General features: G+C 67.5%; 10 protein-coding genes and 1 pseudogene. 3 read left to right on the top strand and 8 right to left on the bottom strand.

Going from position 1 to position 12,624, the window contains the following annotated elements; all coding sequences use genetic code 11:
• Positions 1 to 9: 9 nt before the first annotated feature.
• From CKW06_RS21580 to CKW06_RS21570, 3 genes are read right to left on the bottom strand one after another with little or no spacing between them, the layout of a single operon-like run.
• Complete coding sequence (locus CKW06_RS21580) at positions 10 to 1,329, bottom strand: sensor histidine kinase (protein ID WP_024957658.1); 1,320 nt, start codon at positions 1,327 to 1,329, stop codon at positions 10 to 12.
• Positions 1,326 to 1,985, bottom strand: a complete 660-nt coding sequence (locus CKW06_RS21575) for a response regulator transcription factor (protein ID WP_005414726.1) — start codon at positions 1,983 to 1,985, stop codon at positions 1,326 to 1,328. The genes CKW06_RS21580 and CKW06_RS21575 overlap by 4 nt, the downstream gene beginning before the upstream one ends.
• Entirely contained in the window at positions 1,985 to 2,275 is a 291-nt protein-coding gene (locus tag CKW06_RS21570; protein WP_024957659.1) for a PepSY domain-containing protein, read from the bottom strand. The genes CKW06_RS21575 and CKW06_RS21570 overlap by 1 nt, the downstream gene beginning before the upstream one ends.
• Positions 2,276 to 2,426: 151 nt before the next feature.
• Here CKW06_RS21570 and CKW06_RS21565 point away from each other — a divergent pair, with 151 nt between their 5' ends.
• Positions 2,427 to 2,861 (top strand): PepSY domain-containing protein, encoded by a 435-nt coding sequence (locus CKW06_RS21565; RefSeq protein ID WP_005411365.1) that lies wholly within the window; start codon positions 2,427 to 2,429, stop codon positions 2,859 to 2,861.
• Between the two features lie 127 nt (positions 2,862 to 2,988).
• On the opposite strand, the gene CKW06_RS21560 is transcribed toward CKW06_RS21565, so the two are convergent.
• The 3 genes from CKW06_RS21560 to CKW06_RS21550 form a co-directional block, all read right to left on the bottom strand.
• Positions 2,989 to 3,471: a hypothetical protein gene (locus CKW06_RS21560; RefSeq protein WP_005411364.1), complete on the bottom strand. Its 483-nt coding sequence runs from the start codon at positions 3,469 to 3,471 to the stop codon at positions 2,989 to 2,991.
• A 126-nt stretch (positions 3,472 to 3,597) separates the two neighbouring features.
• Complete coding sequence (locus CKW06_RS21555; protein WP_024957660.1) at positions 3,598 to 4,806, bottom strand: NAD(P)/FAD-dependent oxidoreductase; 1,209 nt, start codon at positions 4,804 to 4,806, stop codon at positions 3,598 to 3,600.
• 11 nt (positions 4,807 to 4,817) lie between these two features.
• Positions 4,818 to 5,312: a lipocalin family protein gene (locus CKW06_RS21550; protein ID WP_005411362.1), complete on the bottom strand. Its 495-nt coding sequence runs from the start codon at positions 5,310 to 5,312 to the stop codon at positions 4,818 to 4,820.
• Positions 5,313 to 5,494: 182 nt separating this feature from the next.
• Between CKW06_RS21550 and CKW06_RS21545 the strand changes: the two genes are divergently transcribed.
• Both CKW06_RS21545 and CKW06_RS21540 read left to right on the top strand, forming a co-directional pair.
• Positions 5,495 to 5,743: a hypothetical protein gene (locus CKW06_RS21545; RefSeq protein WP_005414723.1), complete on the top strand. Its 249-nt coding sequence runs from the start codon at positions 5,495 to 5,497 to the stop codon at positions 5,741 to 5,743.
• Between the two features lie 334 nt (positions 5,744 to 6,077).
• Entirely contained in the window at positions 6,078 to 8,507 is a 2,430-nt protein-coding gene (locus tag CKW06_RS21540) for a DUF3772 domain-containing protein (protein ID WP_050426961.1), read from the top strand.
• 35 nt (positions 8,508 to 8,542) lie between these two features.
• Here CKW06_RS21540 and CKW06_RS21535 read toward each other — a convergent pair whose 3' ends face one another.
• Positions 8,543 to 10,648, bottom strand: coding sequence for a phosphoglycerol transferase I (locus CKW06_RS21535; protein WP_024957662.1), 2,106 nt, complete (start codon positions 10,646 to 10,648; stop codon positions 8,543 to 8,545).
• A 244-nt stretch (positions 10,649 to 10,892) separates the two neighbouring features.
• A pseudogene (locus CKW06_RS21530) lies at positions 10,893 to 12,539 on the bottom strand (ABC1 kinase family protein); the annotation flags it as partial.
• Between the last annotated feature and the right edge of the window lie 85 nt (positions 12,540 to 12,624).

Raw genomic sequence — 12,624 nt, 5'->3', positions numbered from 1 at the left:
TTGGCCGCTTCACGCCACCGGCAACCACAACGCTGCGCGCAGGCCGGGCTGCGCATTTTCCAGCGCCAGGCGCCCGCCATAACTGGCGGCGATATCGCTCACAATCGCCAACCCCAATCCACTGCTGCCCTCGCGCTCATCCAGGCGTACACCACGCTGTGTGACCTGGGACAGCGCATCCGCCGTCAGGCCAGGGCCGTCATCACGCACTTCGATGCGTAACTGCCCGTTGTGGGCTTCCGCTTCGACAGTGACCTGCTGTCGCGCCCACCGCCCGGCGTTGTCCAACAGATTACCCAGCATCTCTTCCAGATCCGCACTGGCACCGGCGAACTGCAGCGCCGGATCAATGCCTTCCGCTGTGAACGCAATGCCGCGTTCGCCATGCACGCGTGCCATCAGCCGGCACAGCGCCTGTCCGACAGTCGCCACGTCGGTGCGTTGGCGATGGTCGGCGGCCAACCCAGCGGCCAGGTAGCGGTCGACACTGGCCTGCATGCGGGCGCTCTGCTCACGAACGGTCGCCCGCCAGTCCGCGCCGTCGCCGTCGGCTTCGGTGGCCAGCACGCTCAGTGGGGTCTTCAGCGCATGCGCCAGATCCTGTGCGCTGGTCCGAGCGCGCGCGACCATGCGTTGCTGGTGGTCCAGCAGCGCGTTGAGTTCTTCGCCCAGTGGCGCGACCTCCGCCCCAAGTCCCTGCGTCTCGATGCGCTGCGCGTCGCCGCGCCGAACCCGTTCCAGCTGTGCGCCGAGGCGGTGCAGCGGACGCAATCCGAAGTGCACCTGGCTGGCCAGCACCGCCAGCCAGGCCGCGACCAGCACGCCCAGCGCGATGGCGGTGCGCTTGCGGAACGCGGCTACATCCGCATCCAGCGCGCTGCGGTCGGTGGCAACCACGGCCACGAACGGTGCGCTGGCGCGCGGCAGGCGCACCTGTTGCACGCGTGCACGCAGGGACTGCTGTAGTGGCCCAGCCAGATTGCGCGTGGCCGCACCTGTGGCCATGGCCGGCAGGGTTTCATCCCACAGCGAGCGCGACTGCAGCAGCACGCGGCCATCGGCACCGGCAATCTGCCAATAGGCACCGGAGAACACGCGCTGGAAGCGCGCGTCATTCGGTTCCTGGCGCAGGCGCAGCTGTCCTTCGGGGTCCACTTCGGCCTGCGCCAGCAGGGTCAGCATGTCCTGCTGCAGTTCGTGGTCGAGGCGGTCACGCGCGCTGCGCTTGAACAGTTCGCCCAGCAGCGCGCTGGCCAGCAGCGAAACCAGCAGCAGGCCGGCGCCGCCAGCCAGCAGCAGGCGCCGTCGCAGGGAGGGTTGCCGGCTCACGGCGCGGCCAGCCGCCAGCCCTGGCCGCGCACGGTCTGGATCAGGTCGATGCCGAGCTTGCGGCGCACGCGTCCGAGCAGCACGTCCAGCGCATTGGAGTCCGGGTCGTGGCCACCGTCGAACACCTGTTCGCCCAGGCGGTCGCGGCCGATCACCTGGCCGCTGTGGTGGATGAAGTAACTGAGCAGGCGGAACTCCTGCGGGCTGAGCGACAGCGCCTGCCCATCCAGCTCAAAGCGGCCGGCGTTGACGTCCAGCTGCAGCGGCCCGCAGTGCAGGCGCGGGCTGGCGTGGCCATGGCTGCGGCGGATCAGGGCGCGCAGGCGCAGCACCAGTTCGTCGGCCTGGAACGGTTTGGTGAGGTAATCGTCGGCGCCTGCGTCGAATCCGGCCAGCTTGTCGTGCCAGCGCCCGCGTGCGGTCAGCACCAGCACCGGGAAGCTGCGGCCGTTGCCGCGCCAGCGCTCGATCACGCTCAATCCGTCCAGCCCGGGCAGGCCCAGGTCGACGATGGCCGCCTGCAGGTCTTCGATCTGGCCGATCTCCTCGGCCTGGCGGCCGTCGGCGACCACGTGCACCACGTAGCCGGCCTGTTCCAGCAGGGGCACCAGGCGCTGTGCCAGTGCGGCATCGTCTTCGGCCAACAGGATGCGCATCAGTCGTCCAGCTCCGTCTTCAGCAGCTTTCCGCTGCGCGCATCATAGTCCAGCTCCACCACCACGCCGTCGCCGCGCAGGATCTCCACTTCGTAGACGCCGTCGTCCAGCTCCACTTCCAGCAGTTGGCCCGGAAAGCGCTTGAGCGCATGGCGCACCACGCTTTCCAATGGCACGTAGCGGCCCTGCTGCACGGCGCGGCGCGCGACCTGCTGCGCCGGGTCCTGTGCGGGCGCGGCGGCGGTCGGGGCGCTGGCCAGGGCCAGCAGCAGGGGCAGGGTGGAGAGCATCGGGGCGCGGGGAGGACTGTAGGACCAGGCGTGAGTGTGGCGGAGGTGACTAACAGCTGGCTAACAGTGCCGGCTAAGGCGCTGTTAACCACGGGGTGCATTGTGGCGTTGCCGGGATGGTCCGGCCACGAACACGAACAGGAGAACCCCCATGTTGAAGTCACTCACCCTCGCCACTGTTGCCCTGCTGGCCGTCGCGCCGGCCGTACAGGCTGCGCCGCTGGGCATGGCCCAGGTTGAACAGACCCTGCGCAAGGCCGGCTACACCCAGATCCACGAGATCGAACGCGATGATGGCCTGTGGGAGGCTGACGTGAGCCGCGCCGATGGCCGCTTCAGCGAGGTCTACGTGGACCCGAAGACCGGCGAGATCTTCGATGAGCACAGCAGCCGCGCGCTGTTGACCACCGAGCAGGTGCTGGCACGGGCACAGGCGCATGGCCTGCGCGAGATCCATTCGCTGGAACGCGATGGTGCGACCTGGTCGCTGGAAGCCCGCAATGCCCGCAACCAGAAGGTGGAGGTGCGCCTGAGCGGTTATGACGGCCGCATCCTGCACAGCGAGCGCGATGGCTGGCTGGATTGATTCGCGTGCGGGTAGGTGCCGGCCGCTGGCCGGCACGGAATGCAGAGCGTGTCGACCAAGGTCGACACCTACCAAGCGTACGCAGCGGTAGTGGCCGACCTTGGTCGGCCCAGGCCGACGCGGGGCGTTACCAGCCAAACGGCGGCGGGTAATCCCAATAGCCCGGGCCGCGGCCGTAGTAGCCGCCGTACGGGCCGAAGAAGCCCGGGCCCTTGCCTTCGCTCACGTGGATGTTGACGTTGACCCCGTGGGTCTTGCCCTCATCGGTGGTGTAGTTCTTGCTCAGGTTCAGCGTGGCGGCGTTGTAGTGGCTGTTGCCACCGTTCTTGGAATAGCCGATACCGGTGGTGAAGCTGCCGGATACCTTGACCTTGTCGTCGGTGACGTCTGCGATCTTCGCGTCGTCGTGTACGCGCGGGCCGCTCTTGTCACCGTAGTACGTGCCCGGCGGGTCCTGCTGCAGGGCCGGGTCGTTGAGGTAGCGCATCGGCGCCTGCGGCAGCGTCAGGTCCAGGCCGGCAGCCTGCGGCGCGGTGGCGCCGGCGGCGGACTGGGCCAGCACGGTTCCCGGCAGGGCCAGGCACAGCAGCAGGGTCAGGGGGCGGATCATGACGGTGCTCCAGCGGACAGGTGGCCGCGCAACACGCGGCGGTACAGGCCGACGCTAGCAGGGGCTGCTTGAATGATGCCTGTCGGCGCCCGCTCGCGGTAGAGCCAGGCCATGCCTGGCTGCAGGCTACAAGCGCCCGAACCCGAACAGCCCCGCCAGCGGATGCGCCCGCCGCTCGATCCCGGCCCGCAGCAGCTGCGCGCCGATCATCGAATAGGTGATGCCGTTGCCGCCGTAGGCCATGGCGAAGTGCACCCGCGGCCCCCACTGATCGTGCGGGCCGAAGAACGGCAGGCCGTCCGCCGTTTCGGCGAAGGTGCCGGCCCAGGAAAACGCCGGCACCGGGTCCAGCCGTGGGAACCAATGCAGCAGCTGCTTCATCAGCTTGTCGGCCTTGCTCTCAACGCGCCGGTCGCGGCGGGCGGGGATGTCCATGGCATCGTCCAGCCCGCCCACCAGCAGGCGACGGTCGCCGGTGGCGCGCAGGTACAGGTAGGGGCGGGCGCTCTCCCACACCATGGTGGTGCGCAGCCGGCCGAGCACGTCCGCATCGACGGGATCGGTGATGAAGGCGTAGCTGCTGCGGTTGCGTGCGACCCGTTGCTTGAGCCAGCGCTGGTTGGCATAGCCCATGGCCAGCACCACGTGGCGTGCGCGGATGGTGGCACCGTCTTCGGTACGGGCGGTCACCCCGCGCGCAGTGGCATCAAGGCTGTGCAGCACCGTGCGGTCATGCACCTGGCCGCCGCGCCGGCGCACGCGCTGCAGCAGCGCATAGGTCAGCCGATAGGGATCGACCCGCGCCGCCTGGCGCGTGAGCAGGGCACCACCGGCATTCACGTCGAAGCGTTCCTGCAGTGCCTCCGGGCCCAGCCAGCGGGCATCCAGGCCGATGCTGCGCCGCGCCTCACCTTCGGCCATCAGGCGCGGAACGTCGCGATGGCGGCTGGCCAGGTACAGGCTGTCCATGCGCTGGAAATCCACGTCCTTCAACCCGCGTGCCACGTCGCCCAGCGCTGGGATTGCTTCCGCACACGCCCGGTAGGCAAGCGCCGCGGCGTCCTGGCCATAGCGCTGGGCCAGTTCCAGCAAGTGGGTGTCGATCTCGTACTGCAGCAGCGCGGTGCTGGCAGCGGTGCTGCCCCAGCCGATGTCACGCTGCTCGATCACCGCCACGTCGTGGCCATGCCCGGACAGCTCGTCGGCAATCAGCGCACCGGTGATGCCGCCGCCGACCACCAGCACGTCGCAGCGCAGATCCCGCTCCAGCGGTGGGAAGGCGTGGATCAGGCCGTTGCGCACCGCCCACCACGGGTAGCCACTCTTCAGGTCCATGAGTGGGCGGCTCAGGCTGTGGGGCGACCGGTGTGCGGGGTGTGGATCAGTTCGGACAGATCGAAGCCCTGCAGGCGGGCGGTGGCCAGATAATGGTCCTGCACGGTAGCGTCCAGCTGCGGTTCGCGGGCCAGCAGCCACAGGTACTTGCGGTCCGGGCTGCCGACCAGCGCCACGCTGTAGTCCGGAGCGACCTGGATCACCCAGTAGTCGCCCTTGGCGAACGGCAACCAGCGCAGGCCCTTGGGCAGGAAGCTCACCTCCAGCCGTGCGCTGTCGTTGTCGACGGCACAGGCCTCGCCGGTGGCTTCCTCGACGTCGCCGTCCATGCGGCAGCGGTTGGTGACGCCGACGTTGCCGTTGTCGAGCAGGGTGTAGTGCGCCGACACATCGGTGCAGCCTTCCGGCTCGTGGCGCATCGGCAGGCGTGCGATTTCATACCAGGTGCCCAGGTAGCGGGGCAGCTTGAGGTCGGCGACGGTCTTCAGCGGCGGGTGGTCGGTCATCGGCGGTCGTGGCAGGGGTGGGCCTCCACGATGCCGATGGCCTTGCCATGGGCGGGTGAAGCCGGGGCGATGGCCGTGTCCAGAACGTTCCGTCGCCGCTGCGGCGTGCCCGTTGTCACCGGCGTGGCGGTATGCTGCCGCCAGCGCCGTGTTTTCCTGATCCAACCGAGGTGGAGGTGCCGATGTACCAGGTGATCCTGTTGAAGAGTGAATCCGCGTTCGCACGCGAGCAGTGGCCGCAGGTTGATGACCTGGTCGACTACGAGGGCGTCAGCTACAGCCTGCGTGCCGGCCCGCGCCAGCCGCTGCCCACCGACCACGACTGGCACCCGGTGGCGGTGTACGCGCCCGATGAGATCACCGAGGAAGAGTTCCAGGACTGGTACGCGCTGCAGCAGCCGGCCGTCGAAGAGCTGCGCCTGAAGTACTGACTTCGCCGGCGTGGCGCGCGTGCGCGCGGAAACGCAGGCGGGGTGAATCGACGGGGTAGAGTCGACTGTTGGTCGACTGCTCTTCGCTGGACGCTGTGCCAAAGCCCGCGCTGCGCGCGATAGTCGACTAACAGTCGACTCTACCCCGTCGATTCGCCCGGCCACGATCACCCCGCCGCAATCGCCAGGCCGTTATCGCCCCGTCGTGACCACCCCGCGCCTTCACCCCGTCGAAGCTCCCATCGCGGTGGGTGTGGTCCTCTGCCCCACCATCCGGCCTTTACCGCCTGTGCCGTATAGTCGCGCGCAGGCGCGGTGGTCCGCGCGAAACGGTGTGGCTGGCGTGTCTTCTTTCCTGCGATCGATCCGTGCACGGGGGCCTTGGCTGGCCCTGCTGCTGTGCACTGCCTTCCTGCTGTCCGCACCGGTGCTGGCCCAGGATGAGGACCCCACGCCGAAGCAGCAACTGGCGGACATCGATTCCAGGCTGAAGGAGGTCGAGCGCAAGCGGGGCGATGCAGAGGCCATCGAGACACTGGCGATGCTGTCCGAGAATGCCTCGCAGGCCCGGCGCGATGCCGAAGCGCTGGAGAAGGCGTTGCAGCCGCAGCTGGATCGGATCAGCGAACAGCTGGCGCAGCTGGGCACGCCTGCGGAAGGCACTACCGAACCGCCGGAACTGGCCGCGCAACGACGCACCATCACCAAACAGCGCGACGGCCTGGCCGCGTCGGTAGCGCAGGCCAAGGCCAGTGCCGTGCGTGCCCAGCAGCTGGCAGCCGACATCGACCAGCAGCGCACTGCGCAACGCGCCGAAGACATGGGGAAGAAGGTCGCCTCGCCGTTGTCTCCGGCGCTGTGGAGCAAGGTGGCCGAGCGCCTGCCGATCGATATCGCACGCGTCGCGCCGTTGGCCGAGCAGGGGCGCGATACGTTCGTCGCCGGCGTTCGGGCCAATGGCTGGGGCACGCCGTTGCTGGGCCTGCTGGCCGCGCTGGTGATGATGTTCCCGCTGCGGCTGTGGCTGCGCAGGCTGGGGCGGCGCTTTGCGGCGTCCGAGCGTGCGCCGGACGGTCGCCTGCGCCGCTCCGGCCTGGCCATGTGGCTGCTGCTGGTCGGTACGCTGCTGCCCGGCTATGCCGTGGTGGTGCTGATGGCAGCGCTCGATGCGATCGATGCCATCGCGCCGCGCCTGCAGGTGGTGGCCGACGGCCTGGAGACGGCCACCTTCCGCGCCGCCTTCATCGCGGCGCTCAGCGCGTGCATGCTGGTACCCAAGCGTCCGTCGTGGCGTTTGCTGAATCTGGATGACACCGCCGCACTCAAGCTGCGCAAGTACGCGTGGGGCGCGGCGGCGCTGGCCTGGCTGAGCACGGTGCTGGTCGCCCTCGATCAGGCCACGCGTACCAGCGACGTCACCACGGTGGCGCTGGACGGCCTGATTGCGCTGACCTACCTCGGCCTGATCATGGCCATGCTGGTGACCCTGGCACGTCTGCATCGCCGGCAGACCGCCGAGGCCGAGGCCAAGCTGGAGGCACAGGCCGATGGCGTGGGCGCGGCCACGCCGGTGCGTCGCAGCAGCTGGCTGGTACTGGCCCGGGTAGCGGGCAACATCGCGGTGGTGGCGGCCATCATTGCCACGTTGCTGGGCTACCTGAACTTCGCCAAGTTCGTGAACCAGCAGCTGATCGGCGGCAGCATCGTAGTGCTGGCCGCGACCCTGCTGTTCAAGTTCGTCGATGACCTGAGCACCTGGATGCTCAACGCCGACAGCAAGGTTGGCCAGACCATCCTGCTCAGCACCGGCCTGAGCGTATCGCGGCTGGAGCAGGCCGGCGTGCTGCTGTCGGCGGCGCTGCGTACCGTGGTCGTGCTGCTCACGCTGCTTGCCCTGGTGGCGCCGTTCGGCAACATCGGCGCGGTGGTGGAGCGCTTCACTTCACTGTTCACGACCGGATTCGATATCGGTGGCACCAAGCTGGCACCGGCGGGGATCGTGTTGGCGGTACTGGCGCTGCTGGCCGGCCTGGCGATCACCCAGCTGGTGCAGCGCTGGCTGACCGACACCTACCTGCCCAAGACCGAACTGGATCTGGGCGCACGCAATTCGGTCAGTACGGTTGCCCGTTACGTGGGCATCATCATCGCGGTGATCTGGGCGCTGAGCGCGATGGGCCTGCAGCTGAGCAAGCTGGCGTTGCTGGTCAGTGCGCTGTCAGTGGGTATCGGTTTTGGCCTGCAGGTGATCACCCAGAACTTCGTCTCCGGCCTGATCCTGCTGGCCGAGCGCCCGGTGAAGATCGGCGACTGGGTGAAGCTGGGCGACCAGGAGGGCGACATCCGCCGCATCAGCCTGCGTTCGACCGAGATCCAGGTAGGCGACAAGTCGACGCTGATCGTGCCCAACTCCGAGCTGGTCACCAAGACCGTGCGCAACATGACGATGGGCAACAACCAGGGCCGCATCCAGATCCAGTTCGCGGTGCCGCCCAGCACCGATGTCGGCAACCTGCGGCAGGCGTTGCTGGATGCGTACACCGCGCATACCAACGTGCTGAAGCAGCCGGCGCCGACGGTCTACATCGACAGCATTGCCGGTGGCCAGATCACCATCAACAGCTTCGCGTACGTGGCCAGCCCGCGGCAGGTCTACGCCACCCGCAGCGATCTGTACTTCAGCCTGCTGCAGATACTGGCGGAGCGGAACATTCCGCTGTCGACCCCGACCGATATCCACATCACCCGCGATCCGCAGGAGTAGGGGGTTTTTTGCAGGGCGCAGCCCTGCAAAGAACCCTATCCCCGCGGTCGGCCGCGCGAGGGCACCAGTGCGAACGTATCCACTGCCAGCTTCTCGGCATGGTTCAACCACGCGCGGATCTCCAGATCATCCACTTCGTGGTCCAGCCCGAACGACACGTTGATCTTGCCGTTGGCATCGGGCTGCACCCACTGCTGGGCCAGCACCACCTTGCGCTGCGAGGACACCGCCTCGATCCAGAAGCCACGATCCGGCCGCGTGCTCGCCACCAGCTGCAGCATGTACTGGCCGGCGCGGGTGCGGCGACCCTTCTGGGTGATCATGTGCGCCTGGCGCACGCTCGGGCGCGGGCCCTGGAATGCGTCCAGCGGTGCGTCCACGGCAATGCCGCCACGCAGGTCGTTGTCGCGGTACAGCTTGATGCCGTTGTCACGGTTGACCAGCAGGGCGCACCAGTCGCCATCGGCCGAGCCGTCCTCGAACGCGGTGCAGCGGTCGACATAGGCCAGGGTGTTGTCCGGGTCGGCATCATCAAACTGGCGCGAGGTGTTCTCCAGATACACCGACTTCAATCCCCAGTCCTTGTCGTATTCCAGCAGCACCGGCGGTTGCACGTGCTGCAGGCCGACCACCACCTGGTCGTCGCCGTCGATCTTCAGTTCGCGGGTCGGCTCACCCAGCCACAGCGAGCGGGCGAAGGCGAGGTACTGCGGGTAATCTCGGCCGCCATCACGCTGGGTGGCCACGCTGGCGCTGGGCGCGCGCTGGGTATCGATCAGTGAACGGCCAAAGCCCATCGTCTTCAGGTTCGGGTCCAGCAGGCTGAGCAGGGTCGCACCCGAATCCAGGGTGGTGCCGGCGTCGGCGCTGAGCTGCTGCGGCGCAATGCCATCGCCGAGGAACAGCAGCAGGTTCTCGCGCTTCTGCCGGGTCAGGATGTGGGTCAGATCGTTGGGCATCGCCAGGTGGTCGGAGGCGATCACGATCAGCGTGTCCTTGCCGTACGGGCTGGCCTGGATGCGTTCGACCAGCTGCGAGATCAACCGGTCACTGCACTTGAGCGCGTTGAGCATGTTGATGTTGCCGTACTGGCTCTGGTAGCGCTCGCCCTTGCACGACACCGGCAGGTGGCCCGCCGGGTGGTGGGTGTCCATGGTCAGCGTGGTGAGCATGAACGGCGAGCCGGCGCGCGAGAGCTGTTCGAAGCGCTGGTAGGCGGTATCCAGCAGCACGTCGTCGTGCACGCCCCAGGCGGAGTAGTGGATGCGCCCGATCTTTTTCTGCTGCTTGAACCAGGCGAGGTCATGCACTTCGTCAAAGCCGTGGCTGGCGAGGAACTGGCCCTTGCCGGCGAACTGGCCGTTGGCCCCGCCCAGGTAATGGTTGGTATAGCCCTGCTGCTTCAGGTAGTCGCCCAGGCACACCGCCTTGGGCAGGAAGCTGCCCATCCGGTCCATGCTGTTCTCATCGCCCTGCGAGGTGGTCAGCGGCACGCCGCACATCGACGACACCAGGCCGGCGATGGTCCAGCCGCTGCCCTCGGCCGAGGCCAGGTTGCGCACGTCCAGCGACTCGGACGCCAGCCGCTTGAGATTGGGCATCAGGCCCGGGAACACGTTCTCGTCCAGGTAGGTGCGCTCCAGGCTCTCGCCGTAGATCCAGACGATGTTGCGCGGGCGCTGCAGCGGCTGCGTCGGCACCTGGTATTCGGGGGCGATGCGGGCGAAGTCGACCGGGCGCAGCTGCTGGTACAGGCGTTGGCCGTCGCGGGCCAGCGGGCTGATCATGATCGTGGCCACCCACACGGCCGCGAAGCCCGCGAACAGCGCACGACCGTGGCCGGGCCGGCGCCAGCGCTTCACCCGCGTGGCGAACAGCGGCAGCAGCGAGACCAGCGCCAGCACGATGAAGCCGGCGATGTAGCCCTTGAAGTCGGAGACTCCGGCGCCTTCCATGTCGGCGCCGAGGTGGTACAGCGTGGCGGCGTTGAGCCCATCACCGGACAGCTTGTCGATCAGCCACCATGCGCTGAGCGTGAGCAGCAGCAGCGAGAACGCACTGGCCTTCCACCACACCCATTTGCCGGACGCGAGGAACAACCAGCACAGCAGCAACAACGACAGCAGCAGTATCCAGAGCATAGGCAGCTTCGGCAGTGACGGGGTGGTGGTGATGGACGTCGTACCGACGCGTGTCCATCCGACCGGCGCTGCCGCACGCACATGCATGTGACAGGCCGATGACCCGATAGTGCATGCACGAACCTGACTGAAATGTTTGTTGAAATGACGCGCGCGAAATCGCGCTCAGAAGGTAAAACGAGCGTGAAAGGCTTCGTTGGATTGCATTAAAAGTCGCATGAATACGGGTGTTTTCGCAGATTCGCTAGCGATGCCCGCGCTCTTCGCGTGCCCGCGCGCGACGATCGAACAGCAATGCACTGGTCACGATGCCAAGGCCGAGCACTACGCCGATGAACAACAGAATCAGGGCGATGAGCGGGTAGCCGAACAGGTGCCAGCCGGTGTCGATCTTCATCATCATCGCGGCGGCCATGATCAATGCCGCGCTGATGATGCCGGCCGCCACGCGGTTGGCGATCTTCTGCAGGTTCTCCATCAGCCGCGATTCTTCCAGGCCCGTCACCTTCATCTGCAGACGGTTCTCAGCCAGCAGCGCCATGATGTCCGACAGCTTGCGCGGCCCATCGCGCAGCAGCTGCTGCAGCTCCATCGCCTCGCTGGCGATGTTGGCTGCCGACAGGGACTTTTTCAGGCGCGCACGCATCACATGCTGCAGCTGGCGCTCGACGATGCGGCGGGTCTCCAGTTCGGGTGCCAGCAACCGGCATACGGTTTCCAGGTTGAGCAGCGCCTTGCCGAGCAGGCTCAGTTCCGGCGGTGTGCGCAGGCCGCAGGCGGTGGCGATGCGCACCATGTCCAGCACCACGCGGCCTTCGGAGAAACTGCCGCTGGCGGCGTAGCGCGCGATCAGCTGGCCGGTCTCGCGCAGGTAGCGCTCTTCGTCGAAGGCCTCCAGCCGCGTGCTGATGCTGATCAGATCGTCGGCTACTTCCTCGCCACGGCCATCGACTGCGGCGAACAGGATCTTCAGCAGCCGTTCGCGCAGGCGCGGCGGCATGTGCGCGACCATGCCCAGGTCGAAGATCGCCAGCCGTCCATCGGGCATCACCCGCAGGTTGCCGGGGTGCGGGTCGGCGTGGATCTCGCCGTGCACGAAGATCTGGTCCAGGTAGCCGCGGATCAGCGCCGCCGCCAGCGGGTCCATCGATTGTTCGGTACGGCGCACATCGGGAATCGCATCCACGCGCACGCCGGTGGCCAGTTCCATGGTCAGCACGCGCTGGCTGCTGTAGTCCCACAGCGGCTGCGGAATCCACAGGCGGCGGAACGGCTTCAGGTGTCGGCCGAAACGGGCCAGGTTCTCGGCCTCGGCGTGGTAGTCCAGCTCCTGCATCAGGGTCTTTGCGAACTCGTTGAGCCAGTCGCGCAGGCGCACGCGGCGGCCCACCTGGGTCAGGTGGTCGGCGGCCAGCGCGAAGCTGCGCAGCGCCTCCAGGTCCGAGCGAAGTTGTGCAGCCACTTCAGGCTTCTGCACTTTCACTGCCACCTGGCGTCCGTCGTGCAGCACCGCGCGATGCACCTGCGCGATCGAGGCACAGCCCAGCGGTTCGGGATCGAATGAGGCAAACAGCTTGTTCACCGGTGCGCCCAGCTCCTGCTCGACGATCGCATGGATGCGCTCGACCGGAATCTCGGCCACCTTTTCCTGCATGCGCTCCAGGGCTGTGGCGAACTCCACCGGCACCATGTCCGGGCGCGTGGACAGCATCTGGCCCAGCTTGACGAAGGTCGGCCCCAGCGCTTCCAGGTCGCTGACGAACTGCTCCGGGTTGCCGTCGGCGGGGACGTCGGCCTGGTTGCTGGCGGCATCCAGGTTCATGCCCGAGAACACGCCCGAATGGCGGTAGCGCATCAGCAGGCGCAGGATCTGGCTGCGCCGGTTCATGCCTTTGACCAGCGGGGGATTGCCATTGGCGGTGGGCGGATTGCTCAAGCGGAACTCCCATGCGGCAAAGACGGTCGTGCCGGCCGCT

This window comes from Stenotrophomonas maltophilia (genome assembly GCF_900186865.1).
GTDB lineage: Bacteria > Pseudomonadota > Gammaproteobacteria > Xanthomonadales > Xanthomonadaceae > Stenotrophomonas > Stenotrophomonas maltophilia.
This window is presented reverse-complemented; position numbering and strand designations above follow the sequence as displayed.